The 24,702-nt window shown below is 72.2% G+C and carries 21 protein-coding genes; 10 read left to right on the plus strand and 11 right to left on the minus strand.

Annotated elements, in window-relative coordinates; all coding sequences use genetic code 11:
* Positions 1-11 precede the first annotated feature (11 nt).
* The 5 genes from ACWENQ_RS17915 (at position 12) to ACWENQ_RS17935 (ending at position 6,690) form a co-directional block, all read left to right on the plus strand.
* Positions 12-1,595 (plus strand): PucR family transcriptional regulator, encoded by a 1,584-nt coding sequence (locus tag ACWENQ_RS17915; protein ID WP_354913253.1) that lies wholly within the window; start codon positions 12-14, stop codon positions 1,593-1,595.
* A gap of 87 nt (positions 1,596-1,682) precedes the next feature.
* Positions 1,683-3,272: an ABC transporter substrate-binding protein gene (locus ACWENQ_RS17920; RefSeq protein WP_452415157.1), complete on the plus strand. Its 1,590-nt coding sequence runs from the start codon at positions 1,683-1,685 to the stop codon at positions 3,270-3,272.
* A 3-nt stretch (positions 3,273-3,275) separates the two neighbouring features.
* Complete coding sequence (locus ACWENQ_RS17925) at positions 3,276-4,205, plus strand: ABC transporter permease (protein ID WP_449922565.1); 930 nt, start codon at positions 3,276-3,278, stop codon at positions 4,203-4,205.
* Positions 4,205-6,016, plus strand: coding sequence for a dipeptide/oligopeptide/nickel ABC transporter permease/ATP-binding protein (locus ACWENQ_RS17930; RefSeq protein WP_452415159.1), 1,812 nt, complete (start codon positions 4,205-4,207; stop codon positions 6,014-6,016). The genes ACWENQ_RS17925 and ACWENQ_RS17930 overlap by 1 nt, the downstream gene beginning before the upstream one ends.
* Complete coding sequence (locus tag ACWENQ_RS17935) at positions 6,013-6,690, plus strand: ABC transporter ATP-binding protein (RefSeq protein ID WP_452415161.1); 678 nt, start codon at positions 6,013-6,015, stop codon at positions 6,688-6,690. The genes ACWENQ_RS17930 and ACWENQ_RS17935 overlap by 4 nt, the downstream gene beginning before the upstream one ends.
* Positions 6,691-6,758: 68 nt before the next feature.
* On the opposite strand, the gene ACWENQ_RS17940 is transcribed toward ACWENQ_RS17935, so the two are convergent.
* The 4 genes from ACWENQ_RS17940 to menC form a co-directional block, all read right to left on the minus strand.
* Positions 6,759-7,280: a universal stress protein gene (locus ACWENQ_RS17940; RefSeq protein ID WP_354913244.1), complete on the minus strand. Its 522-nt coding sequence runs from the start codon at positions 7,278-7,280 to the stop codon at positions 6,759-6,761.
* 42 nt (positions 7,281-7,322) lie between these two features.
* A complete protein-coding gene (locus ACWENQ_RS17945; protein ID WP_452415162.1) occupies positions 7,323-8,057 on the minus strand; it encodes a GNAT family N-acetyltransferase in 735 nt (244 codons plus the stop codon).
* Positions 8,054-9,082 carry a dipeptidase gene (locus ACWENQ_RS17950; protein WP_452415164.1) on the minus strand — a complete coding sequence of 343 codons (1,029 nt, stop codon included), beginning with the start codon at positions 9,080-9,082 and terminating at the stop codon, positions 8,054-8,056. The genes ACWENQ_RS17945 and ACWENQ_RS17950 overlap by 4 nt, the downstream gene beginning before the upstream one ends.
* Before the next feature lie 89 nt (positions 9,083-9,171).
* Entirely contained in the window at positions 9,172-10,275 is a 1,104-nt protein-coding gene (menC, locus tag ACWENQ_RS17955) for an o-succinylbenzoate synthase (protein WP_452415165.1), read from the minus strand.
* A gap of 205 nt (positions 10,276-10,480) precedes the next feature.
* Here menC and ACWENQ_RS17960 point away from each other — a divergent pair, with 205 nt between their 5' ends.
* From ACWENQ_RS17960 to ACWENQ_RS17970, 3 genes are all read left to right on the plus strand, one after another.
* Positions 10,481-11,299, plus strand: a complete 819-nt coding sequence (locus ACWENQ_RS17960; RefSeq protein ID WP_354913236.1) for an MBL fold metallo-hydrolase — start codon at positions 10,481-10,483, stop codon at positions 11,297-11,299.
* A 126-nt stretch (positions 11,300-11,425) separates the two neighbouring features.
* On the plus strand, positions 11,426-12,502 hold the full coding sequence (locus ACWENQ_RS17965; protein WP_452415167.1) for a Gfo/Idh/MocA family protein: 1,077 nt from the start codon (positions 11,426-11,428) through the stop codon (positions 12,500-12,502).
* A complete protein-coding gene (locus ACWENQ_RS17970; protein ID WP_452415168.1) occupies positions 12,499-13,377 on the plus strand; it encodes a sugar phosphate isomerase/epimerase family protein in 879 nt (292 codons plus the stop codon). Before ACWENQ_RS17965 ends, ACWENQ_RS17970 begins: the two co-directional genes overlap by 4 nt.
* Before the next feature lie 116 nt (positions 13,378-13,493).
* On the opposite strand, the gene ACWENQ_RS17975 is transcribed toward ACWENQ_RS17970, so the two are convergent.
* The 6 genes from ACWENQ_RS17975 to ACWENQ_RS18000 are packed head-to-tail and all read right to left on the minus strand — an operon-like array spanning position 13,494 to position 19,753.
* On the minus strand, positions 13,494-14,453 hold the full coding sequence (locus tag ACWENQ_RS17975; protein WP_354913230.1) for a M24 family metallopeptidase: 960 nt from the start codon (positions 14,451-14,453) through the stop codon (positions 13,494-13,496).
* A complete protein-coding gene (locus ACWENQ_RS17980) occupies positions 14,450-15,361 on the minus strand; it encodes an ABC transporter ATP-binding protein (RefSeq protein WP_452415170.1) in 912 nt (303 codons plus the stop codon). Before ACWENQ_RS17980 ends, ACWENQ_RS17975 begins: the two co-directional genes overlap by 4 nt.
* Positions 15,358-16,191: an ABC transporter ATP-binding protein gene (locus ACWENQ_RS17985; RefSeq protein WP_354913226.1), complete on the minus strand. Its 834-nt coding sequence runs from the start codon at positions 16,189-16,191 to the stop codon at positions 15,358-15,360. Before ACWENQ_RS17985 ends, ACWENQ_RS17980 begins: the two co-directional genes overlap by 4 nt.
* Positions 16,191-17,036: an ABC transporter permease gene (locus ACWENQ_RS17990; protein WP_354913224.1), complete on the minus strand. Its 846-nt coding sequence runs from the start codon at positions 17,034-17,036 to the stop codon at positions 16,191-16,193. The genes ACWENQ_RS17985 and ACWENQ_RS17990 overlap by 1 nt, the downstream gene beginning before the upstream one ends.
* Positions 17,033-18,169: an ABC transporter permease gene (locus ACWENQ_RS17995; RefSeq protein WP_452415171.1), complete on the minus strand. Its 1,137-nt coding sequence runs from the start codon at positions 18,167-18,169 to the stop codon at positions 17,033-17,035. The genes ACWENQ_RS17990 and ACWENQ_RS17995 overlap by 4 nt, the downstream gene beginning before the upstream one ends.
* Positions 18,170-18,175: 6 nt before the next feature.
* On the minus strand, positions 18,176-19,753 hold the full coding sequence (locus ACWENQ_RS18000; RefSeq protein WP_452415172.1) for an ABC transporter substrate-binding protein: 1,578 nt from the start codon (positions 19,751-19,753) through the stop codon (positions 18,176-18,178).
* A gap of 119 nt (positions 19,754-19,872) precedes the next feature.
* On the opposite strand from ACWENQ_RS18000, the gene ACWENQ_RS18005 reads away from it, so the two are divergent.
* Complete coding sequence (locus ACWENQ_RS18005; protein WP_452415173.1) at positions 19,873-20,499, plus strand: Lrp/AsnC family transcriptional regulator; 627 nt, start codon at positions 19,873-19,875, stop codon at positions 20,497-20,499.
* Here the strand turns inward: ACWENQ_RS18005 and ACWENQ_RS18010 are convergent.
* Positions 20,483-21,976: a glycoside hydrolase family 88 protein gene (locus tag ACWENQ_RS18010; protein ID WP_452415174.1), complete on the minus strand. Its 1,494-nt coding sequence runs from the start codon at positions 21,974-21,976 to the stop codon at positions 20,483-20,485. The genes ACWENQ_RS18005 and ACWENQ_RS18010 overlap by 17 nt on opposite strands.
* Before the next feature lie 257 nt (positions 21,977-22,233).
* On the opposite strand from ACWENQ_RS18010, the gene ACWENQ_RS18015 reads away from it, so the two are divergent.
* On the plus strand, positions 22,234-24,702 hold the full coding sequence (locus ACWENQ_RS18015) for a discoidin domain-containing protein (protein WP_452415176.1): 2,469 nt from the start codon (positions 22,234-22,236) through the stop codon (positions 24,700-24,702).

Raw genomic sequence — 24,702 nt, forward strand, 5'->3', positions numbered from 1 at the left:
ATCGTGAGGAGATGACGACTCGGCCGCGGGCCAGTCTGCGCCGGATCCTCGACGATCTGGGCAGCACGGTGCTCGACGTGGCCGCCTCGCCCGGCGACCTCGACGCCGAGGTCACCGGCGTCCACATCTACGACCCCCTCGACGAGCTGCTGCTGCCCCCGGGCGGCCTGCTGCTCGGCGTGGGGGTCGAAGGCGCCGAGGCGATCTGCGACCTGCTGGAGGGGGCCCGCCCCGGCTCCGGCATCGTGATCAAGCAGCCCGTGGCGGCCGACGAGCGGGTGCGGGCCAAGGTGCTGGAGACCGGCGTTGCCGTGCTCGGCCTCACCCGCGCCGCCTCCTGGTCACAGGTGGCGGCGCTGCTGCGCTCGCTGCTGGCCGAAGGCGATCTGACGGAGTCCGGCCAGCAGCCGCCCGACGATCTGTTCTCCCTGGCCAACGCGCTGTGCGCGCTGCTGGACGCGCCGGTCACCATCGAGGACCGCTCGGCCCGGGTGCTGGCCTTCTCCGGCCGCCAGGAGGAGGCCGACTCCAGCAGGATCGCCACCGTGCTCGGCCGCCAGGTGCCCGAGGTGTACCAGCGCATGCTCGACGAGCAGGGCTGGTTCCGCAAGCTCTACCAGAGCACCGGGCCGATCTTCATCGAACTGTCCGAGGGGCTGCCCCGGGTGGCGATCGCCGTCCGCTCCGGCGACGAGATCCTCGGCTCCATCTGGGCCGCCGTCCGCGAGCCGCTCAGCGAGCAGCGCGAGTGGGCGCTCGTCGACGCCGCCAAGATCGTCGCCCTGCACCTGCTGCGCCAGCGCGTGGGCGCCGACACCCGCCGGCGGCTGCAGGCCGACCTGCTGTCCACCATCCTGGAGGGCGGCAGGGACGCCGCCGAAGCCGCCGGCCGCCTCGGGGTGGCCAGCGAACGGCTGTGCGTGCTGGCCGCGCAGCTCACCGAGACGCGGGCCGACGCCGCCCAGGCCGAGGCCGACCGGCAGCGCTTCTGCGACGCGCTCGCCCTCCACGTCGGCGCCATCCATCCCAGGGCCGCCGCCGCCCTCGTCGGCTCGGTGGCCTACGCGCTCCTGCCGCTGCACGCCAGCGGTGAGGAGGAGGCCAGGGCCGTACGCGTCGCCGAGAGCTTCCTGTCCAGGGTCGGGCCCCGCCACAGCGCCAACATCGGGGTCGGCAGGCTCGCCGCCGACCTGGGCGAGGTGGCCAGATCGCGGGCCGACGCCGACAGGTCGCTGCGCGTGCTGCGCTCCAGGGGCCTCTCAGGACAGGTGGCGGGCTACAGCGACGTGCACTTCGAGTCGCTGCTGCTCCAGCTGGGCGACCTGGCCGCTGCCGAGGAACAGGCCCCGACCGGGCCCTACCACCGGCTGCTGCGCTACGACGCCGAGCACGGCACCGAACTGGCCGCCACCCTCGGCGCCTATCTCGACAGCTTCGGCGACGTCAACGCCGCCGCCGCGGCCGTGCACGTGCACTCCAACACCTTCAGATACCGGCTGCGCCGCCTGACCGAGATCAGCGGTCTCGATCTCGCCGACGCCGAGGCGCGGCTCGCCGCCATGCTCATGATGCGCATCTTCGGACGGCGGCACTAGAGGAGCAGCCGCTTTCGTCGCCGCGCACGAAGAATCCCGCGAGGCCACAGGGGAGGGTGAGGCCACCCCTCCAGCCGGGAGCTTCGCATGAACGCAACCACCGCGGCGACCGTGCTCGCCCTGACGGGACTGCTGGCCGCCTCCTGCGGCGCGGCGCCGTCCACCCCTGGCGCCGGCGGCCTCGCCGACGACGCCACCTTCACCGCCGCCATCCCCGCCGATCCGGGCGCTCTCGACCCCGCGACGGCCATCCTGTCGGTCACCAACGAGGTGCTGAACTACGCCTACGACACCCTCGTCGGCATGCGGCCCGACGGGACGCTCACCCCCGCCCTGGCCGCGAAGTGGGACGTCAGACCCGAGTCGGTCACCTTCACCTTGCGCAAGGACGTCACCTGCGCCGACGGCTCGCCCGTCACCCCGTCGGTCGTGGCCGAGAACTTCACCCACATCGCCGACCCCGCCACCAAGTCGCCCATCTACGGCGTATTCGTCCCCGCCGGGATGACGGCCAAGGCCGACGACGCGGCCGGGACCGTCACCCTGACCATGCCCCAGCCCTTCTCCTTCATCGTGGAGAGCGCGGCCATGGTGTACATCGTCTGCGGCAAGGGACTGAAGGACCGCTCGCTGCTGGCAAGGCAGACCTCGGGCTCGGGCCCGTTCCAGCTCGCCGAGGCCGTCTCCGGCGACCACTACACCCTGACCCGTCGCCAGGACTACGCCTGGGGCCCCGGCGGCGTCACCGCCAGGACGCCGGGGCTGCCGGCCAAGGTCGTGCTGAAGGTCGTGCCCAACGAGCAGACCGCGGTCAACCTGCTGACGTCGGGCGCGCTGAACGCGGCCGACATCCAGGGGCCCGACAGGCAGCGCGTGGAGGCCGACCGGTCGATCCAGAAGACCGTCCTCGGCGCCGCCAACGGCCAGTTCTTCTACCACCAGGGTGAGGACCGGCCGACCGCGGATCCCGCCGTGCGCAAGGCGCTCACCCAGGGCGTCAACCTGACGGAACTGGCCGCGATCGCCGCCTCGGGCACCGGACGGAAGGCCACCAGCCTGGTGCTCGAGCCGCGCCCCTGCAAGGGCGACAGCGTCAGCGGGCACGTGCCGGCTCACGACCCCGCGGCCGCGGCCGCCGCCCTCGACGCCGCCGGATGGCGGCCCGGTCCCGACGGCGTCAGGGTCAAGGACGGCAAGCGGCTGACGCTGCGCTACCTGTACGCCACGACCAGGGGCCAGGGTGTGCTCGCCGCGGCCGAATACCTCGCCGCCACCTGGAAGAAGCTGGGCGTCGAGGTACGGCTGAACGGCGTCATCGACACCAAACTCGCCGAATCGCTCAACGTCACCCAGGACTGGGACGTCGTCTGGCTGCCCATCGGCGTGTTCCTGCCGTCGCAGCTGACCGGCTTCCTGAGCGGGCCGAGCGCGCCCAAGGGCGCCAACTTCGCCCACATCGACAACAGCCGCTACAACGAACTGGTCGCCAAGGCGTCGGCCAGGCCTGCCGCGGAGAGCTGCGCCGACTGGCTGGCGGCCGAGTCGGCCCTGTTCGAGGCCGCCGACCTGGTCCCGGTCGTGGAGAACACCGTGGTCGTCGCGACGAAGGGCGCCACCGTGGACATCGTCGGCAGCCTGGTCATGCCTACCTCCATCCGCATGACGAAGGCGGGTTGACCCTTGCTCCTGCCGCGCCTGGTCAGGTTCGCGGCGGCCCTGGCCGCCCTCATGGTCGCGACGTTCGCGATGATCCACCTCATTCCCGGCGACCCCGTCAGGGCCGCCCTCGGGCCCGCCGCGCCCCCGGAACTGGTCGCCGCCCGCACCGCGGCGCTCGGCCTGGACCAGCCCCTGCCGATGCAGTTCGTCACCTACGTCAGGGGCGTCTTCACCGGCGACCTCGGGACCTCGTTCCTCACCGGGGAGCCGGTGGGCCAGACCATCCTGGAGCGGCTGCCGAACACGCTGACCCTGGCCGTGCTCGCCACCCTCGTCGCGCTGCTGGTCGCGGTGCCCCTCGGGCTGTGGGTGGCGATCCGCACCGAGAACGGCCGCCACCGCGGCACCGAGCTCGGCTTCACCGCCGGCACCGGCGCCGCGGTGGCCGTCCCCGAGTTCCTCTACTCGATCGCGCTGGTCGTGGTCTTCGCCATCACGCTGGGCTGGTTCCCGCCGGCCGGCAAGGAGGGCGCCCTGTCGTTCGTGCTGCCGATCGCCGCGCTGGCCATCGGGCCCGCCGCGCTGATCGCCCGGCTGGTCCGCGTGGAGACCGCACGCGAGCTCGGCAAGGACTACGTCAGGCTGGCCAGGGCCAAGCGGCTGCCGGCCGCCAGGGTCAACGTCAGGCACGTGCTGCCGAACGCGCTGACGGCCACGCTGACGACGGGCGGCCTGCTGCTCGGCGGGCTCATCGCCGGCAGCGTGCTCGTCGAGTACGTCTTCGCCTGGCCCGGCCTCGGCATGCGGCTGACCGAGGCGATCACGCAGAAGGACTTCCCCGTCGCCCAGGGCGTGATCCTCGTCTACGGCGCGATCGTGCTCGTCGTCAACCTGGCCGTGGATCTCGCGCTCGGCGCGCTCGACCCCCGCTCGACCATCAAGGAGGGCTGATGCGGACCCCTGCAGGGCTGGCCGGAGCGGCCGTCGTCGCGCTCATGCTGGTGCTGGCCGTCGTCGGGCCGCCGATCTGGGGCGACAGGGCCGAGCTCATCGACCCGGTGGCGGCCCTGTCGGGCGCCTCGGCCGCGCACCCGCTGGGCACCGACAACCTCGGCCGCGACATCCTGGCCAGGGTGCTGGTGGCCACCAGGATGTCGCTGCTGCTGGCCGTGCTGGCCACCGCCATCGGCGCGGCGATCGGCGTGGTGCTCGGCACGCTGCCCTCCGTGCTGCCGCGCCGGCCGGCGCGGCTCGTGACCGCCACCGTCAACGCCCTGGTGGCCTTCCCCGGGCTGCTGCTGGCCATGTTCACCGCCGTCGTGGCCGGGCTCGGCGCGCGCGGGGCGGTGCTCGGCATCGGGGTCGCCGTCGCCCCCGGCTTCGCCAGGCTGACCCAGACGCTGGCCGCCTCCGTGGCGGCCGCCGACTACGTGGCCGCCGCCAGGCTGCTCGGCGTGTCCAGGACCAGGATCGTCACCAGGCACGTGCTGCCGAACATCGCCGAACCCCTCATCCTCAACCTCACCACCATGATCGGCGGCAGCCTGCTCGGCCTGGCCGGGATGTCCTTCCTCGGGCTCGGCGTGCAGCCGCCCGGCTACGACTGGGGGCGGCTGCTGTTCGACGGCTTCGCCCGGATCTACGTCAACCCCGTCGTGGCGCTCGGTCCCGCGCTGATGGTGGTGCTGGCCGGCGTCGGGTTCAACCTGCTGGGCGAGGCGCTGGCCAGGACCGCGAGCCGCGCGGAGGTCCACCGGGCGGCCCCGGCCGTCCCGCCGCCCCCGGCGGACGAGGACGGGCGGCACGACGACGAGGCGGTGCTGGAGGTCAGGAACCTCACCGTCACCTTCCCCGGCGGCGTCACCCCGGTGCGCGAGGTCTCGCTCACCGTCCGCCCCGGCGAGATCGTCGGCGTCGTGGGGGAGTCGGGCAGCGGCAAGAGCCTGACCGCCTACGCCGTCGGCGGCCTGGTACCCCACCCCGGCGTGGTCGGCGGCGGGCCGGTGCTGCTGTGCGGCCAGGACGTGCACGCGCTGCCCGAGGAGCAGCGCAGGAAGGTGCTCGGCACCCGCCTGGCCATGGTCTTCCAGGACCCCATGGCCTCGCTCAACCCGGCGCTGAAGGTCGGCGGGCAGCTGGCCGAGGTGGCCACCGTGCACCAGCGCGCCGGCCGCGCCGACGCCTGGCGCAGGGCCGTCGACCGGCTCGGCCACGTGCGGATCACCGACCCTGAGCGCCGCGCCCGCCAGCACCCGCACGAGTTCTCCGGCGGCATGCGCCAGCGCGCCGTCATCGCCATGGGGCTCATGGGCGCGCCCCGGCTCGTCATCGCCGACGAGCCCACCACCGGCCTGGACGTCACCGTGCAGCAGGAGATCCTGCGCCTGCTGCGCGAGGTGACCGAGGAGAGCCAGGCGGGAACGCTGTTCATCTCGCACGACATCGCGGTGGTCGGCGCGCTGTGCGACAGGGTCGTCGTCATGTACGCCGGCCGGGTGGTCGAGGAACTGCCCGCCGACCGGCTCGCCGCCGCCGCCCACCCCTACACCAGGGCGCTGGTCGCCTCGGTGCCCGACATGACCACCGACAGGTCGCTGCCGCTGGCCAGCATCCCCGGCCGCCAGCCGGGGCCGGCCGAGGTCGGCGAGGGCTGCGCGTTCGCGGGCAGGTGCCCGCTGGCCACCAGCCGCTGCGTGGCCGAGCGTCCGCCACTGGAAGAGCATGGCAAGGCGCACCGTGTCGCCTGCTGGGAGGTTTCGTGATCATCAACGGCCTGACGGTCAGGTTCGGCGCGTTCACCGCCGTGGACGACGTCTCGCTGGAGATCCCGCCAGGGCGCGTCGTCGGCCTGGTGGGCGAGTCGGGCTCGGGCAAGTCGACGCTGGCCAGAGCGGTGAGCGGGCTGGTGCCGTACACGGGGGTGATCGAGGACGGCGGCGGGGTGCAGATGGTCTTCCAGGACCCCTACGCCTCGCTGAACCCGCGGATGACGGTGGGCGCGTCGGTGGCCGAGGGCCTGCGCTGTCCCGACGCCCAGGAGGTCGAACGGCTGCTCGCCCTGGTGTCGCTGCCGGCGCAGACGGCCGCCCGCTATCCGCGCGAGCTGTCGGGCGGCCAGCGCCAGCGCGTCGCGATCGCCAGGGCGCTCGGCGCCGCGCCCCGCCTGCTGGTCGCCGACGAGATCACCTCGGCGCTGGACGTGTCGGTGCAGGGCGCCGTGCTGAACCTGGTGCGCTCGCTGCGCGCCGAGCTCGGCCTGTCGATGCTGTTCATCTCGCACAACCTGGCGGTGGTCCGCTACGTCGCCGACGACATCGCCGTCATGCGTCACGGCAGGCTGGTGGAGTACGGGCCCGCCGACCAGGTGGTGGAGGCGCCCGCGCACGACTACACCCGCGCCCTGCTGGCGGCCGTGCCGCGCCTGCCCACCACCTGAGCGCCGGCGCGCGGCCGCCTCACCCCGCGAACCGCCTCCCGTGGCGGGCCGCCACGAGGCGGGACGCCTCACTCGGCGGGGTGGCGCGGCGACAGCCAGCGGATCCACGCCGGACGGGAGAGCGCTCCCGTCCGCTGGTCCGCGGCCGGCGGCGTCGGCACGACGACCACCGGGCAGCGGGCGTGGCCGGTGCAGTAGCGGCGGGTGGACGGCATCAGCAGCCGGTCCAGCCCGCTCCGGTGCCCCCTGCCCACGACCAGCAGGTCGATCGGCCTGGCCAGCTCCACGAGCAGGGGGCCGGGCTCGCCGAGCCTGGCGACGGCGAGCGTGTTGATGTCGGGCGGGGCGCCGCCCGTCATGTCGTCGAACAGGGTCTGGATCAGCTCGACGCTCCTGGCCTCCTCCATCTGCCTGACGGTGTGCGTGTACGGCAGCGCCTCAGGGAAGGGATGCACGGGCGCCCTGCTGACATGGACGGCGACCAGCGCCATCCCCCGCAGCCTGGCGGCCTCCACCGCCCAGAGCAGTGCCCAGCGAGAGGCGGGTGTGTCGTCGACCCCGACGACCACGCGCGGTCCTTCGGATAGCATCGCGTCCTCCTCAACAGAGGTACGCGTCCCATACTGCGCCCCTCAGGGCCGCTCCACCACGTAATGGGATTTCATATGGAAACCTGTTACCCGGGCGCCGTCCTCCAGCAGCCCCCCCAGCACCTCGCGCACCGCGTGCCGCCAGGCCTTCGCGGTGCCGGGATCCCGCCGGCGAAGCGCCTCCACGTCGGCGGGCACCGCGACCAGCAGCACCTTCGCGTCCGTGTCGCCCACGACGGGCCTGCCGTCCTCCTCCTTCAGCGCCACGCCCGCCCCCTCCACCGTGTACGGCACCGGCGGCTCGGCCAGCCGCCACACCGCCAGCAGCCGGTCGGACTCGTCGCCCCTGTTGACGGCGTCCTGCATGACGCCGTAGAAGCCCGGCAGGTACTCCTCGGGCCTGGCGCCCAGCTTGGCCAGGTTGAAGTGCGCGTTGCGGCGGACCAGCGGGTCGTAGGTCCAGGTGACGCGGTTGATGCCGCGCGCCAGCGCCCACGCGCGCTGGTGCTGCTTGAGCGCGAAGCCGACGCCCCGGCCGGTGACCGCGCCGGTGATGTGGGAGTGGAGCGCCCCGCCTTCGGCGAAGAAGGCGACGGAGGCGCCCACCATCCGCGTGCCCTCGTAGGCGCCGGCGACGTAGTTGCCCGCGTGCGCCAGGGCGCGCATCAGCTCCGGGTTGATCGGCTGGTTGCTCTGCTCGAAGCCCCAGATGCCGGTGAAGACCGCGAAGGCCTCACCGAACTCCTCGAGGCTGTGCAACTCCCTGATCTCGGTCATCGCAGCGCCTCGCCGAGGAGCCGGTGCACGTTGCCGCCGAGGATCTTGAGGATGTCCTTCTCCGGCACGCCCCTGCGGGTCAGGGCCTCGGTGACCAGCGGCAGGCCACGCGGGCCGTCCAGTCCCGGCAGGGTGGCCAGGGGGTCGATCTCGCCGTAACCGAGCTCCTCGCAGCAGGGCGGGGTGGTGTCCATGAGGACCTCGCGGACGAAGTCGGGACCCAGACCGACGTGGTCGACGCCGGCGACGGCGGCGATGTGCTCGATGTGGTCGACGAGCCGGTCGAGGGTGTGGCCGGCCGGGTCGTCGGCCAGGAACGCGGGGACGAAGTTGACGCAGACCACACCGCCGGTCGCGGCGACGCCTCTCAGCTGGTCGTCGGTCAGGTTGCGGTGGTGGTCGCGCAGGGCGCGGGCCGAGGAGTGGGTGGCCATGAGCGGCCTGGTGGCCAGCTCCAGCACGTGCGCGACGCCTGAGGCGCCCAGGTGGGAGATGTCGAAGACGATACCGAGCCGTTCCATCTCCTTCAGCGCGGCGACGCCGTGGGAGGTGAGGCCGCTGCCGGTGGCGTCCTCGCCGCTGCCGTCGGCCAGCGGGGTGCGGCCCCAGTGGGCGATGGAGGCGATCCGTACGCCGAGCCGGTACACGGTGGAGATCAGCTCCACGTCGGCGTCGAGGCCCGGCATGCTCTCCATGGCCAGCACCAGCGCGATCCTGCCGTCGTCGAGGGCGGCGTCGATCTGGGCCGCGTCGGTGCAGAGCGCGACGGCGTCGGCGTTGCCCTCGGCGACGACGTGCGCGCACTCGATCATGCGGAGCGTCTCGCGCAGCGCGCCCTCCGGGCGGAAGGCGTCGTCGATGAAGACGGGCAGCACCTGGAGATCGACCCCGCCCTCCCGCAACTGGGGCAGCCACCGGTCGCGGAAGAAGCCCGCCCAGCGCTGCGGCGGGCGGGCGGCGACGGCCATGAGCAGGTCGTTATGCGTGTCCGCGACGAGGGCGCGGTGGTGGAGATCGAACGGCATGCCGTGACGGTATGCCAAGGGGCCGCCGGAGGAACTCGTCGGGAAACATCAAGACGGGGGGGTCGGTTCGTCCGGCAGCCCAACCGGCCTCAGCCGAGGCCGATCCACTCCGTTGCCGTGGTGACCTCCTCCAGGATGTCCTTGATCGGCTCGACGCCGAGACCGGGGCCGGACGGCACGTCGAGGTGACCGCCGTCCAGCTCGAAGGGCTCGGTGATGTCGGTGGCGTAGTAGCGGCGCGAGGCGGAGGTGTCGCCGGGCAGGGTGAAGCCGGGCAGGGCGGCGAGGGCCACGTTCGCGGCCCGGCCGAGGCCCGTCTCCAGCATGCCGCCGCACCAGACCGCGATCCCGTGCGCCCTGCACAGGTCGTGGATGCGCCGCGCCTCCAGGTAGCCGCCGATCCGGCCCGGCTTGATGTTGATGATCGAGCAGGCCTTGAGCGAGATGGCCGCGGCGGCGTGCTCGGCCGACTCGATCGACTCGTCGAGGCAGATGGGCGTGCGCAGCCGCTTGGCCAGCTCGGCGTGCTGCACCAGGTCGTCGTTGGCCAGCGGCTGCTCGATCAGCAGCAGCCCGAAGTCGTCCAGCCTGGCCAGCTGCTGGGCGTCGACGAGCGTGTAGGCGGCGTTCGCGTCGACCTGCAGGAGCACGTCGTCGCCGAACCGCTCCCTGACCGCGCGCACCGGCGCGACGTCCCAGCCCGGCTCGATCTTCAGCTTGATCCGGACGTAGCCCTCGTCGAGGTAGCCCTCCACCGAGTCGAGCAGCTGCGGGATGGAGTCCATGATGCCGACCGACACCCCGCAGGGGACCCGGTCCCTCGCCGAGCCCAGGAAGTGGCCGAACGACTCGCCCGAGGCCCTCAGCTGCGCGTCGAGCACGGCCGTCTCCAGCGCCGCCTTGGCCATGCGGTGGCCCTTGATCGGCTCCATGGCCCTGCCCACGCCGTACGCGTCCAGGTCGTCCGGCAGCAGGGGCAGCAGGAAGCGCCGGATCACCTCCGCCGCGCCCTCCACGTACTCGGAGGAGTAGAGCGGTTCCGACATCGCCACGCACTCGCCCCATCCCTCGGCGTCCGGCGTGACCACTCTGACCAGGAGCACGTCGCGGGAGGTCTCGGTGCCGAAGGAGGTGCGGAACGGCGCGACCAACGGCATGGCGATCCGGCGCAGTTCCACTCCGGTGATCTTCATTGTCTCTCCACTTCGTCGCAGGGCTCCGTCCGACGCTAGGCCACGACGACCCTCCACCGATTCGTCCGGCAAGCCGGAAAATCAGGCGTCGCTTCGTCTCCTACCCCAAGGCGTCGCCCGGGCGCGGCGGGCCCGCACCGCGAAATCACCAAGTCTGGACGAAACTCCGCCTTACGACTTGACCCTGGTCGGGAATCATCCCGGCATGCCCACAGTGCGCTTCAGCGTTCACACAGCAGGGGAGACGGGCCTGGGAAAGACGTCCGTCCTGGTGGCCGGCGAGCAGCAGGCGCTGCTCGTCGACGGCCAGTTCACCCTCGCCGAGCAGCACCGCGTCCTCGCCGACGTCATCGACAGCGGCAAGCACCTGTCCACCGTCTTCGTCAGCGCCGCCGACCCGGACTACTATTTCGGCCTCCAGGTGGTCAGGCAGGTCTTCCCGCGGGTGCGCGTCCTGGCCACCCCCGACACCGTCGAGCGCATCGAGGCGACCTGGCGGTCCAAGCTGGAGATCTGGAAGCAACTGGGCGGCAACCTCGCCACCGACGTGGTCATCCCCGAGCCGCTCCTCGGCGGCCACCTGGAGCTCGAGGAGCACGTCTTCGAGGTGCGGGCGGGCGATCCGGCCGTCGAGTGGCGCACCGGGTACCTGTGGAACGCCGAGCGGCGCGCCGTCCTCGGCGGCGCTGCCCTGTTCAGCGGCGTCCACCCGTGGACCGCCGACACCCCCACGCCGGAGGAGCGCGAGGGCTGGCGGCGGGCGCTCGACGAGATGAGCGCGCTCGAGCCGGAGTACGTCGTGGCCGGCCACCGCGCGTCGGGCGGGCCCTTCGACGCCTCCGTCATCCGTTTCACCCACGACTACCTCGTGGCGTTCGAGACGGAACTGCGCGACGCCAGCCGCCGCGACGACCGGGCCAGGGCCCTGCGCAGGTCCATGACCAGGCGCTATCCCGGGCTCGGCGGGCTGGTCAACCTGGAGCTCGGCGCCAAGGTGGCCACGGGGGAGATGTCCTGGAGCTGACCGTACGGCTGCCGCCACCACGTGAGGACCACACATGAGAACCACCTAATGTCTTAACAAATGTTTGACACCTCGGTGGGAGAGTCGATAGAAAAAGCTGATCCCATCGAGTCAAGGAGCACGCCCATGCGCCTCGGCGTCATCGGTCTCGGCCTCATCGCCCAAGCCGTGCACCTGCAGAACCTGCGGGCGCTCCGCGAGAAGTACCAGGTGACGCACGTCTGCGACCTGTCGCCCACGCTGGCGGCGCAGATCGCGGCCGAGCACGGCGGCCCGGTGCGGCACTCCACCGACGCGGCGGACGTGCTGGCCGACCCCGAGGTCGACGCGGTCCTGCTGCTCACCCCTGGCACCCACGCCGACCTGACCCGCAGGGCGCTGGAGGCGGGCAAGCACGTGCTCGCCGAGAAACCGTTCGCGCACACCGTGGCCGAGTGCGTCGAGCTCGGCTCCACGGCCGCCGCCAAGGGCCTGGTGCTGCAGGTGGCGTACATGAAGATGTACGACCCGATCATGGCGAGGGCCAGGGCGGAGCTGTCGCGACTCGGGGCGATCCGGCTCGTGCGGGTCACCGTCCTCCACCCCGCCGACCAGCCGCAGTACTCCCACCAGCGCTTCCTGCGCCATTCCGACGCGGTGGTCCCCGCCGACGGTCACGAGCGGCGCAAGGCCGTCGAGGCCGTCGGCGACCTGGGCGAGCCGTACCTGTCGATCTACGCCGACGTGCTGCAGGGCTCGGTCGTGCACGAGCTGTCGGTGCTGCGCGCCCTGTTCGGCGAGCAGCCGCTGACGATCGCGCACGCCCAGGCCGCCGGGCTCGAGCCGGGCGTGAAGCTGAAGGAGCCGCCACAGCTGCAGGCGCTCGGCACGTTCGGCGAGGCCCAGCTGTCGCTGTCGTGGAACTGGCTGCCCGACTATCCCGACTACGGCGAGGAGATCGCCGTCTTCGGGTCCGCCGGACGCCTCTACCTGAACATGCCAGGCCCCTACCTGCGCGACGCCCGCGCCTCGCTGGTGGTGCAGACCGCCCAGGACGGCGAGCGGGCCACCGCCGAGTTCCGCTGCGACCACCGCACCGGCTTCCTGCACGAGCTGCTCGCCTTCCACGCCTCCGTCACCGAGGGCGCGCCCGTCCTGTCCACCGCCGCGGGCGCCGCCTACGACACCGCGGCCCTCCAGCAGATCGCCAGGAGCCTCGCATGAACAAGATCGCCTCCGCGCCCTGCAGCTACGGCGTGCACAGCGGGCACGGCATCGGCATGAAGCCGGTCGAGCTGCTCGAGGCCATGGCCGCCGCCGGGTACACGGGCAGCGAGCTCGGCCCGCCCGGCTTCTTCGGCTCACCCGAGGAGACCGCCCGCGCGTTCGCCGACAACGGGCTGGCCGTCGTGGGCGCCTACGTCCCGCTGAAGCTGTCGGCGCCGCACGAGGTGCCGGACGCCGACCTGGCGGCGATGCGCCACACGCTGGAGGAGCTTGCCGCCTCCGGCAACCCCGACGTGGTGGCCGTGCTGGCCGACGACGGCGACCAGGCGCTGCGCGCCGACCCGTGGCGTACCGGCGGCCGGTGGGACGCCGCCGCCTGGCGCCGCGCGGCCGACCGCGTCGCCGCCGCCTGCGAGCTGGTCACCTCGTACGGCGTGCGGCCCGTCTTCCACCCGCACTACGCCACCTACGTCGAGCGGGCCGACGAGATCGACACGCTCATGGAGCTGACCGACGTGGCGCTCTGCCTCGACAGCGGCCACTTCGCGCTGGGCGGCGCCGAACCGGCCGAATACGCCCGCAAGTACGCCGGCCGGGTGCACCACGTCCACGTCAAGGACGTCCGCCACGCGGTCGTCGCGGACGCCGAGGCCAGGGGCGAGGCGCGCCTGGACGCGTGGTGGGGCGAGGTCGCCAGCCCCCTCGGCCGTGGCGACGTCGCCCTCGAACCCTTCCTCGCCCAGCTGAGGGCCGACGGGTACGCCGGCTGGTACGTCATCGAGCAGGACAGCCCCCCTGTCACCCCCGACACGTGGGCCGCCACCCTCGCCGACCAGCGGCACAACCTCACCTGGCTGGCCGAACGCCGATAGGCGCCCGCCCCGCCGGGCCCACGCCGCCGGGAAGGCCCTCACGAACCAGGACAGGCTCGCGGCGCCCTCCCGGCGAGACCACGGCGCGCCGCCCGTCCGCCCGGCCGGGCGGCGGGTCAGGCGTCGAGCACGTGGAGGGCGGGGGAGCTGGAGCTGAGCAGGACGGGGCCGCCGGCGGCGCAGGCGACCGTGTCGGCCACCCGGGCGCCGAACAGCCCCGTCAGGTGGATGGCCGGGGCGACGCACAACGTCATCCCGTCGGCCAGCGGCTCGGGGTCGGCCAGCGACGGGCCCTCCTGGTGCCCCCAGCCGACGCCCCTGCCGCTCACGTCGGCGAACCCGCCGTAGCCGCTGTCCTCGATCACCTGGCGGGCGCGGGCGGCGACCTGCTCGGCCGGGACGCCGGGCCGTACCGCGTCGAGGGCGGCGGCGCGCGCGGCGAGCACGACCGACAGCATCGCCTCGAAGTCCTCGGGCGGCTCGGCGACCGCGAAGGCCCTGGCCACCTCCGCGCACAGGCCGTCCCACCTGCCGCACACCGAGACCTGCAGCGCGTCACCCGGGTTGATGACCCGGTCGGTGGGCCGGTGGTCCCTGGCCGCGGTGTGCTCGCCGGCGCCCACGCGTACCGACAGGATCTCCTCGCAGCCCGACTCGATCAGCAGCATCCGCAGCCGGCGCGCCATCTCCCGCTCGGTCGCCCCGAACCAGGCCAGCTCCCGCGCCGCCGTCACGACCGCGTCGGCGGCCGCGGCGGCCCTGGCCACGGCCTCGACCTCCTCCGCCGACTTGCGCAGCCGCAGGTCGCGCAGGACGGCGGAGGCCGGGACGATCTCGGCGTCGATCCGCATGCCGAACAGCTCGGCCACCCGCATCTCGTCGTCCACCCCCACCCGGCGGGCCCCGCGCGGGATGCACGGCACCGGGTCGCCGGTCTCGACGGGCGGCCCGTCGAGGGTGACGACGAGGAACCCCTCGCCGGCGCCGCCGAGGAAACGGAAGTCGGGGGAGGGACGCAGCACCAGCGCGTCCACCCCGGCCCCGGACATCGCCTGCCTGACCAGCTCCTCCCTCATCGCTCGGGGGCGTGCAGCCAGCAGGCGACGGGACCGAAGTCGGGCTCCTTCACCCGGCACACGTCCATGGCGAGGGGGCAGCGGGGGTGGAAGCGGCAGCCGGGCGGCGGGTCGGCGGGGTCGGGGACGTCGCCGGACAGCTCCGCCGGCAGCACGCCGAGCCCGTCGGGCTGGGGGATGGCGGCCAGCAACGCCCGGGTGTAGGGGTGGCGGGGGTCGGCCCACACCTCCTCGGTACGGTCCACCTCGACGATCTTCCCCAGGTACATCACGGCGATCCGGTCGGCGATCAGCCGTACCACCGACAGGTCGTGGCTGATGAACAGCAGGCCCGCGCCCGAGTCGACGGCCAGGTCCCGCATCAGCCTGGCCACCTGCGCCTGGGCCGAGGCGTCCAGGGCGGAGATCGGCTCGTCGCCGATCAGCAGCCGCGGCCTGGCCGCCAGCGCCCTCGCGATGGCGATGCGCTGCCGCTGTCCGCCGGAGAACTCGTGCGGGTGCCGGCCGGCGAACTCGCGCGGCAGGCCCACCCGCTCCAGCAGGTCGGCAGGGGCCGTGGTGGTGTCGCCCGCGGTCCGCAGGCCGTCGGCGATCTGGTCGCCGACGCGGCGGCGCGGGTTCAGCGACGCGTAGGGGTCCTGGAAGACCATCTGGATCTCGGTCAGCGCCCGCCTGCGCAGGCCCAGCGGGGTGACCTGGCGCCCGCCGAAGGTGATCTCGCCCTCGGCCGCCGGGTGCAGCCCGCAGACGGCTCTGGCGAGCGTCGACTTGCCGCAGCCCGACTCGCCCACCAGGCCCACCACCTCGCCGGGGGAGACGGTCAGGCTCGCGCCCGCCACCGCCCTTACGACGGGCCGTCCGGGGGAGCGGTGCTCCACCACCAGGTCGCGGATGTCCAGCGTCGTCATGAGCTCTCCCCGTCGGCTCGGCGCTCTTGCTGTGCGGGCCGCTCGGCGGGGCCGGCCGCGAGAGGCGCGGGCGCGTCCGGCAGCGAGTCGAGAAGCGCGCGGGTGTAGGGGTGGGCGGGTTCGCGCAGGACCCGCGTGCGCGGGCCCGTCTCGACGACCAGGCCGTCCTTCATCACGCTCACCTGGTCGGCCACCGCCGACATCACCCCGAGGTCGTGCGTGACCAGCAGGACGGCCAGGCCCAGGTCGTCGCAGAGCCCGCGCAGCAGCCGCAGGATGCCCGCCTGCACCGTCACGTCCAGCGCGGTCGTCGGCTCGTCGGCGATCAGCACCTTGGGCGAGCAGGCCAGCGCGATGGCGATCGCGATGCGCTGCCGCATCCCGCCGGAGAACTGGTGCGGGTAGCGCTCGAACGCCTCGCCGGGGCCGGGGATGCGCACCTTGCCCAGCAGTTCCACCGCCCGCGCGCGGGCCTCGGCCCGGCCGAGCCCGAGATGGTGGCGCATGTGCTCGGTCAGCTGCCTGCCCACGGTCAGCATCGGGTGCAGGCTGGTCGCGGGGTCCTGGAAGACCATGGCGACCTGGCCGCCGCGCACCTTGTTCAGCTCCTTGGCCGGCAGGCCGAGCAGGTCCCTGCCCTCCAGCGCGATCGTGCCGGTGGCCCGCGCGCCGTGCGGCAGCAGCCCGAGGACGGCCAGACCGGTCATGGTCTTGCCGGAGCCGCTCTCGCCCGCCAGGCCGTGCACCTGACCTTCGCGGAGCGAGAGGTCGACGCCGCCGAGGACGGTCCTGCCGCCGATGGTGACCTTGAGGTCGGTGATGTCCAGCATCAGAGGGCACGCTCCTTGATGGCGCGGGCCGTACGCGGGTCGAGGGCGTCGCGCAGCGTGTCGCCGAGGAAGTTGAAGGCCAGCACGACGGTCAGGATCGCCAGGCCGGGGAAGGTCGCCACCCACCAGCTGTCGAAGACCTCCACGCCGCCGGCGACCATCGCGCCCCATTCGGGGGACGGCGGCTTGGCGCCCAGGCCGAGGAAGGACAGGCCCGACAGCAGCAGCAGCGCGGTGCCGATGTCGAGGGTGGCCAGGACGAGGACCGGCCCGGTGACGTTCGGCAGCACGTCCACGCGTAGCGAGCGCCAGACCGAGAAGCCGAGCAGCCGCCCGCTCAGCACGAACTCCCGCTCCCGCACGCCGAGCACCAGCCCGCGGGTGACGCGGGCGTAGGCGGGCCAGGCCACCACCAGGACGGCGAGCACCGCGTTGCCCAGGCTCGCGCCGAGCGCCGCGGCCACCACCATGGCCAGGATGACCGTGGGGAAGGCGAACACCAGGTCGGCCACCCGCATGATGGTCTCGTCCACCCAGCGGCCGAAGTATCCGGCGCAGGCGCCGAGCAGCCCGCCGACCAGCACCGACAACACCACCAGCAGCAGCGTCAGCGGGATCGACACGCGCGCGCCGTACAGGACCCTGCTGAGGATGTCGCGGCCGAGCTGGTCGGTGCCGAACCAGTGGCCAGGGCCTGGCGCGGCCAGGCGGGGCAGGTCCTGTGCGAGCGGGTCGTGCGGGGCCAGCCACGGGGCGGCCAGCGCGATGACCAGCCAGGCGAGCGCGACGGCCCCGCCGATGATGGCCAGGGGCTGCCGCCAGGCTTCGGGGAGTCGTCGTCTCACTGCAGTCTCACTCGGGGGTCGATGACGCCGTACAGCACGTCCACGATCAGGTTGATCACCAGGTAGACGCCGCCGACCACGAGGCCCACGCCCATGACGGCGGGCAGGTCGAGGGTGGTGGCGCTCTTGTAGGCGTACTGCCCGACGCCCGGCCAGGCGAAGATCGCCTCGACCAGCACCGTGCCGGACAGCAGGCTGCCGAAGGCGAGCCCGGCCACCGTGATGATCGGCACGAGCGCCGAGCGCAGCACGTACCTGAACAGGATCACCCGGCCCGGCAGGCCCTTGGCCCTGGCCGCCCTGACGTAGTCCTGACCCAGCACCTCCAGCACCGCGCTCCTGGTGAAGCGGGTGAGCAGGCCGATGGTGTAGAGGGCGAGCACCAGCGCGGGGGTCAGCAGGTGACCGACGGCGCTGGCGAAGACGTCCCACTGCCCGGCGAGGGCCGAGTCGACGGTCGCCAGGCCCGTCACGGGCGGCGGCGCGGTCAGGCCGGGGTCGATGCGCCCGCTGCCCGGGGTCAGCTGGAGGCGGTAGAAGAAGACGTAGAAGGCCACCAGGGCCAACCAGAACGTCGGCACCGAGATGCCGATCAGGCTCAGCACGCGCAGCAAGTGGTCCGACAGCCGGTCCCTGCGCAGCGCCGCCACGACGCCGAAGGCCACTCCCAGGACCAGCGAGACCAGGATCGCCGCGCCCGCCAGCTCGAGGGTGGCCGGGACGGTCTCGGCGAGGTCCTGGCTGACCGGCCGGTGGCTCTGCTGGCTGGTGCCGAGGTCGCCGCTCAGCAGGCCCCGCAGGTGCAGGAGGTACTGCTGGGGCAGCGGCTTGTCCAGGCCGTGCTCCTGTCGCCACTGGGCGACGATCGCGGGATCGCCGAGGGCGCGCTGGCCCAGGTTGGCGGCGGCGGGGTCGCCGGGCACCAGGTTCGTCAGGACGAAGGTGACCAGCGTGATGCCCCACGCCAGCAGGATCGCGATGAGCACCCGGCGCAGCAGGAAGCGCGCCAGCGGGTGCCTGCGGGCGCGTGCCCCGCCCGCACGGGGGGCGGGGGCGGGCGCCTTGCCGGGGGAGCCCCCGGCCGCCGCCCCCGCGGCGGGGGGAGCGGCCGAGGTGTCCTCGGGGACGGTCATCGCGGCCTACTTGGCGCCGAGGTCGGCCACGTCGACCGTCCAGACCGGGTGGTACTCCAGGCCGGTCACCGACGCCGCGGTCACGATGTTCTGGCTCGGCTGGATGAGCGGGACGAACGGCCCGGCCTCGTTCAGCTTGTTCTGGACCTCGGCGTACGCCGCCTTGCGCGCGTCGTCGCCGATCGTGGTGGCCGCCTTGTCGCCGGCCGCCGAGACGTCCTTGGCCGCCCCGTCCTTCCAGCCGGCGCGCAGGCCGACGAGCTTGCCGGGCAGGAAGGCCAGGTAGTCGCTGGGGTCGGGGTAGTCAGGGCCCCAGTACCACAGGCCCAGCTCCTCCTTGCCGTTGCGGTAGTTGTCCAGCGCGGTGGTGACGGGCGCGGGCGAGAGGTCGACGGTGATGCCGACCTCCTTGAGGTTGGCCTGGATGCGCTCGGCCAGCGGCTGGAACGACAGGCCGTTGACGGTCAGCTCGCTCGGGTACTCGAGCTTCACCGTCGGGTTGGACAGCCCGCTGGCCGCCAGCGCCGCCTTGGCGCCCTCGACGTCGCGCTTGGCCGCCTGGTCGGCCGGCAGCGCGCCGAGCAGCTGCGAGGGGATGATGCCCGGCGCCTGCGTTGAGCCCTCACCGGCCAGCTCCAGCAGCCCGGCGTAGTCGATGCCCTTGCGCAGGGCCTCGACGAACTTGGCGTTCGGCGTGGTCTTGCTGATCGCCGAGTCCTGGTTGGCCAGCAGGAAGATGACGTTCGCCGAGGCGGTCTTCTTCACCTGCAGCGTCGCGGGCATGCCGGTCACCTGGTCACCGGACAGGTTGAGCGCCACCTGGCTGTCGCCGCGCTGGACGTTCAGCTTCTGCGTGGCCGCCTCGACGTTGCGGATGACCACCCGGTCGTAGGCGGGCTTGGTCCCGTAGTACTTCGGGTTGGCCTTGAGCACCACCTGGCTGGTCAGGTTGAACGACTCGATCACGTACGGGCCGGAGCCGGCCGAGGCCGAGTTGAGGTACTGCTCGGCCTTGTCGGAGGCGTCGGTGGTGGCCCCGTGCTCCTTGGCGACCTTGCTGTTGATCACACCGAGGGCGGGGTTGGGCAGGATGTACGGCAGGGCCGGGTTCGGCGCCTTCGAGGTCAGCGTGACGGTGGTGGCGTCGGTCTTGGCCACTTCGACCTCGTCGAGCAGGAACGAGGGGGTGCCCTTCATGTCGCGCACCCTGGTCAGCGAGAACACCACGTCGTCGGCCGTCACGGGGGAGCCGTCGGCGAACGTGGCGCCCTGCCTGAGCTTGAGGGTCAGCGCCTTGCCGTCCTCGGACAGCTCGTAGGACTCGGCCAGGCCGGGCACCGGCTTGGTCACGTCGGAGCCGTCGAAGGTGAGCAGCGTCTCGTAGACGGCCTTGCCGACGATGAGCCCGGTCGGCTCGTAGGTGCGGCCCGGGTCGGCGGTCTTCAGGTCGAAGGACGTGTCGATGACGAGGGACTTGGCGCCGGACTGCGGGGCTGCCGACGACTTGACGCCGCCGGCGGAGCAGGCGGCGAGCGCGAGAGCACCGACGACCAGCAGTGCTGCCGTCTGAGAGCGGGTCGCCATGGGGTGTCCTCCGAAGCTGGACGGGTGGTTGGGGTTGGTCGAGGATTGTGCGGCAGAATGTCCAGCTCACGTCATATGAGTGAGACGGTACTGAAGAAATTGGCTACACAATGAGTGAAATGTCTGGGAATAGCGGGAGGCTTGGGGATCCGACTGGACGGATCGGTATCGGGCTTGATCTCGACGCCACCCACATGAAGATCCTCGAGGTCCTGCGGGAGAACGGCCGGATCTCCGTCGCCGCGCTGGCCGAACGGGTGGGCATCTCGCGGGCCAACGCCTACACCCGCTTCGAGGCGCTGCGCGCCGACGGCGCCATCAAGCGCTTCACCGCCGAGATCGACCACGTGCGCGCCGGGCTCGGCATCACGGCGCTGGTCTTCGTCACCGTGCGGCAGCAGATGTGGAAGCAGTTCCGCGCCGAGCTGGCGCGGATGCCGGAGGTCGAGTACTGCGCGATCACCACCGGGCAGCACGACGCGATGATCCAGGTGCGGGTCGCCGACGTGGCCGAGGTGCACCGGCTGGTGACCGAGCGGATGGCCAACATCCCGGCGGTGAAGGCGACCGAGACGGTCTTCATCCTCGACGAGGTGCTCAGGCGGCCCTACGTGCTGCCCACCGATCGCGAAGGCGCGGGCCGGACCGGCAGGAGGACCGCGCCCGAGCCCGCGGACGTGCCGCTGGGCAAGATGCGCTTCGTCGGCGCGGCCGAGGGCCGCGCCGCGCTCAGGAAGGACGGCTGACCCGGGCCAGCTGCTCGTTCATGATGAGGAAGGCGCCCAGGCCGTGGAAGTCGTTGACCGGCCGCGCCCTGCCGTAGTAGTAGCCGGTGACGTCGTCGACGTTGGTGCCCTCGCCGATGTCGGTGATCGTCGTCCGGCCGTCCGCGCCGAGCGACACCTTCGCCAGCACCCCCTGGTAGCCGCGGGCGGCGACGGCCGCGTAGGAGGCGTCGACGTGGCCGCGCTCGACCGCTCGCGAGATCGTGTAGGTGTACATCGCCGAGCAGGAGGTCTCCGTCCAGTTGGCCGGGTCCCCCGGCTCGGTGACCACCTGGAACCACCTGCCGGTGGCGGGGTCCTGCCAGTGCGCATAGGCCTGGACGAGCGTGCGCAGGATGTCTACCAGGGCGGCCCGGCGGGGATGGTCGGCCGGCATGATCTCCAGCAGCTCGGTGGTGGCCATGCCGTACCAGCCGATGGCCCGGCACCAGGACAGGCCGTTGGTGTTGCCGAGCGACGGGTTCACCCACGAGGCGGTGAGCCCGCCTGGCTCGTCGTAGGCGTGGTAGAGCAGCCCGCCGGGGCGCCTGAGATGGCTGAAGTAGACCTCGAGCTGCCTGGCGGGTTCGTCGCGGGTGAAGGAGTCGGCGGCGACCCACGCCCCGTAACGGGCCACGAACGGGTTGACCATGAAGACGCCGTCCGCCCACAGCTGGCCCTGGCGCGAGTCGGAGGTGGCGTGCCACCACCCGCCGTCGCTCGTCCTCGGATAGGTGTTCAGCCGGTTCCTGATCTTGGCGGCGGCGGTCCGGTAGCGGGCCTGGCCGGTCTCCCGGTAGAGGGCCAGCAGGATGTTGCCCGACTGCATGCTGTCGAGGTTGTCGAAGCTCTGCCCGATGCCGCCCGAGGCGTCGACGAACCGGTCCGCCCAGTCCTTGATGAAGGCCAGGTGGCGAAGGTCCCGCGTACGCTGCCACACCAGGTACTGGCCCCACAGGTACAGGCCGCGCGTGTAGCTCCAGCCGCCCAGCGTGGCGGGCGTGTGGCGGGCCATCGTCGACTCGACGACCTCGCGCGACCAGTCGACGGGCTCGACCCGCAGCGAGTCGAGGTTCGGCCCGCCGACCGCGGCAGCGGCGGTGGCCTTGACGGTGTTGGCGCCGGCCTCGAGCCTGGCGCCGACGACCGCGGTCCGCCAGGTGGTCCACGCGCCCGTCGGCGGGAAGTCGACGGCGACGGCGGTGCCGTTGACCGACACGCTCATCGGCCGGTTGGCGGTGGTGCCGTTCGCGTAGCGGAAGGTCAGCGTGTGGGTGCCCGCCTCCGCCGCCTCGACCGCGAACTCCACCGAGGAGCCGGCGACGTTGTGGTAGTTGACGAAGCCGGACCCGGTGAACCCGGCGTGGTTCGACTCGACCACGCCTTGGGAGATCGTGGCGGCCTCCGCCTCCAGCAGCAGCGCCACCGCCGCGGCCAGATGACGGAATCTGAGTGACATGCGCACGAGACCTCCCATGTCTCATGGACGGCTTGCGGGCGGCTGATGGCGCGTTTTCTCCCGGATGCCTCTGCTCAACTCATACGTCATCATGGTCAACGCGTCCATGAAAGTTAGGAAGGTTTCCTAAATTGGGCCCCTTTTCCCGTTGACCACCGTGACTATGTGTGGGATCACGGTGCAAAGCTCCAATCTCTCCGCGGAGATCGCCACCACCGCCGACGGCACCCGACCTCGACCACCTGGAGGTGGTGTAGATGCGCTCCCGCACCCTGCGGATCGCGCTGCTCGCGCTCCTTTTGAGCCTGCCGGCCTTCGCGCCCGCCGCGGCCGACCTGCAGCATCCGCGGCAGGCGTTCCTGCGCGACGCCGTCGCCGGGCTGTTCCTGCACTGGGGGCTGCGGACCGCGCCCCAGCACACCGACTGCGCCCAGTGGGAGGCCGACGTCACCAACGGCGGATGGGACGCCGGCTACTGGGTGCGCGAGGCCGAGAAGCTGCACGCCGAGTACATCGTGCTCGCCACCTTCCACAGCAGGCTGGGCTACGCCAGGCCGTACCCCTCGCAGATCCCCGGCTCCTGCCGTACCGGCAGGGACTTCCTCGGCGAGCTCATCGACGCGGCCGACGCCCGTGGCCTGAAGGTCATCTACTACATGACCGACGACCCGCAGTGGCATCGGGAGGGGCTGGGCTCGGGGTCGTGGCTGAACTCGGCGGCCTTCTCCGCCTACGTGGGCCACAGCGTCGACCTGAGCACCCGCGACGGCTTCGGCGAGTTCAGCTACCTGCAGTTCTTCGAGCAGATGCAGCGCTACCCCAAGCTGGCCGGGTTCTGGATCGACAACGACAACGCCTACTGGGAGCGCAACAACCTCTACGCCAAGATCTACCAGCAGCGGCCCGACATGACGCTGTCGAACAACAACGAAGACACCGCGATCATGGACATGATCAGCAACGAGCAGAAGACCGGGATGACGCCGCCCTACGACTACCCGCAGGCGGTCTACACGGCGCTGCCGAGACTCATCGAGGCCGACTTCAAGCTGCCCACGTCGGGCGCCTGGTGGTACGACGGGTCCGACCCGGGCGTGGACCGCATGCTCACCCTCGGCCGGCTGATCAGCAACGCCGGATCCTCCGTCAAGGCGCTCATGGCCGAGACCGCGCAGGTCAACGGCACCTTCCCGACCAACCAGGCGGCCTTCAACACCTTCGCCGACGGCTACCTGGACGCCATCTGGGAGTCGCTGAAGGGCACCGAGGGCGGCGGCTACATGCACGGCGGGCTCAAGCCCGGCTTCTGGAACGACGGCGCCCACGGCGTCACCACGATCAGCAGGACCGACCCGAACCTGCACTACGTGCACGTCCTCACCAGGCCGACGGGCGGCACGCTCGCGCTGCGCGACAACGGCTACCGCATCACCTCCGTCACCGACCTGCGTACGGGCGCGCCGGTGACCTTCAGCCAGGGCGGCGGCACCCTCACCCTCACCGGGATCTCATCATGGGACCCCTACGACACCGTCTTCAAGGTCGTCTCCAGCGGCCGGGAGGGCATCCTTTCCGGCGTCACGACCTCGGCCGCCGCCGCGGGCGACGGCGACTACCTCACCTACTGGGACGCCGGCACGACGCAGCCGGTCTCCCTCCGCTTCGATCTCGGCTCGGCCAAGCAGGTGCGCTACCTCGCCGTCAACCAGCGTGAGGACTCCGCCACCCACCCCGTCACCCAGTCGGCCCGCATCCGCGACTACCGGGTCTACGTCAGCGACGACGGCTCCACGTGGGGCTCGCCCGTCAAGACGGGCACGCTGCCCAACCACCGCGGCGTGCAGATCATCGACCTGCCCGCCTCCACGACCAGGTATGTCCGCCTGGAGAAGGTCAACAGTCACGGCGTCGCCAGGCTTCGCGTGGACGAGGCGTGGGTCGGCACCTCCTACCCCGGCAGCGCGCCGCCCCCCGGACGCCACGAGGCCGAGGACGGGGTGATCGGTCAGGGGGTGGTGGAGTCGAATCACGCCGGGTTCTCGGGTCGTGGGTTCGTCAACTACGACAACGTGGTGGGTTCGTCGGTGGGTTTCCAGGTGAGTGCCGCGGTTGCGGGGCAGGCGTCGTTGACGTTCCGGTATGCCAACGGGACGACGGCGAACCGGCCGATGGCGGTGGCGGTGAACGGGACGGCGTTGCCAGTGGACTTCCCCGGGACGGGGTCGTGGACGGCGTGGCGGGAGGTGTCGGTGCCGGTGCCGTTGAATGCCGGGGTGAACGCGGTGACGGCGACGGCGACGACCGCGGGTGGGGGGCCGAATCTGGATTATCTGGAGGTGTCGGGTGCGGCGCCGCCGGTCTCGGCGTACGAGGGGGAGGCCGGGGTGCTGGGCGGGGCGGCGGTGGTGTCGTCGTGCGGGGCGTGTTCGGGCGGGTCGAAGGTGCGGTTCATCGGGAACGGTCCGGCGAACGCGGTGACGTTGTCGGTGGTGTCGGCGTCGGCGGGTGCGCGTCAGGTGACGGTGGCGGGGACGGTCGGGGGGACGCGGTCGTTCTCGGTGAGTGTGAACGGCGGGGCGCCGGTGGCGGTGACGTTGACCGGGCCGGACTTCAACACGCCGGTGTCGGCGGTGTTCACCGCGTCGCTGCAGGCGGGGTCGAACACGTTGCGGTTCTTCAACGACACCGCCTACGCCCCCGACCTCGACAGCGTCACGCTCGGCTGA

This window comes from Nonomuraea sp. NPDC004354, assembly GCF_053602555.1.

Coding starts and splice junctions, on each gene's coding strand:
- ACWENQ_RS17915 (WP_354913253.1), top strand. CDS start 12: ATGACGACTCGGCCGCGGGCCAGTCTGCGCCGGATCCTCGACGATCTG.
- ACWENQ_RS17920 (WP_452415157.1), top strand. CDS start 1,683: ATGAACGCAACCACCGCGGCGACCGTGCTCGCCCTGACGGGACTGCTG.
- ACWENQ_RS17930 (WP_452415159.1), top strand. CDS start 4,205: ATGCGGACCCCTGCAGGGCTGGCCGGAGCGGCCGTCGTCGCGCTCATG.
- ACWENQ_RS17940 (WP_354913244.1), bottom strand. CDS start 7,280: ATGCTATCCGAAGGACCGCGCGTGGTCGTCGGGGTCGACGACACACCC.
- ACWENQ_RS17945 (WP_452415162.1), bottom strand. CDS start 8,057: ATGACCGAGATCAGGGAGTTGCACAGCCTCGAGGAGTTCGGTGAGGCC.
- ACWENQ_RS17950 (WP_452415164.1), bottom strand. CDS start 9,082: ATGCCGTTCGATCTCCACCACCGCGCCCTCGTCGCGGACACGCATAAC.
- menC (WP_452415165.1), bottom strand. CDS start 10,275: ATGAAGATCACCGGAGTGGAACTGCGCCGGATCGCCATGCCGTTGGTC.
- ACWENQ_RS17960 (WP_354913236.1), top strand. CDS start 10,481: ATGCCCACAGTGCGCTTCAGCGTTCACACAGCAGGGGAGACGGGCCTG.
- ACWENQ_RS17965 (WP_452415167.1), top strand. CDS start 11,426: ATGCGCCTCGGCGTCATCGGTCTCGGCCTCATCGCCCAAGCCGTGCAC.
- ACWENQ_RS17970 (WP_452415168.1), top strand. CDS start 12,499: ATGAACAAGATCGCCTCCGCGCCCTGCAGCTACGGCGTGCACAGCGGG.
- ACWENQ_RS17975 (WP_354913230.1), bottom strand. CDS start 14,453: ATGAGGGAGGAGCTGGTCAGGCAGGCGATGTCCGGGGCCGGGGTGGAC.
- ACWENQ_RS17980 (WP_452415170.1), bottom strand. CDS start 15,361: ATGACGACGCTGGACATCCGCGACCTGGTGGTGGAGCACCGCTCCCCC.
- ACWENQ_RS17985 (WP_354913226.1), bottom strand. CDS start 16,191: ATGCTGGACATCACCGACCTCAAGGTCACCATCGGCGGCAGGACCGTC.
- ACWENQ_RS17995 (WP_452415171.1), bottom strand. CDS start 18,169: ATGACCGTCCCCGAGGACACCTCGGCCGCTCCCCCCGCCGCGGGGGCG.
- ACWENQ_RS18000 (WP_452415172.1), bottom strand. CDS start 19,753: ATGGCGACCCGCTCTCAGACGGCAGCACTGCTGGTCGTCGGTGCTCTC.
- ACWENQ_RS18005 (WP_452415173.1), top strand. CDS start 19,873: ATGTCTGGGAATAGCGGGAGGCTTGGGGATCCGACTGGACGGATCGGT.
- ACWENQ_RS18010 (WP_452415174.1), bottom strand. CDS start 21,976: ATGTCACTCAGATTCCGTCATCTGGCCGCGGCGGTGGCGCTGCTGCTG.
- ACWENQ_RS18015 (WP_452415176.1), top strand. CDS start 22,234: ATGCGCTCCCGCACCCTGCGGATCGCGCTGCTCGCGCTCCTTTTGAGC.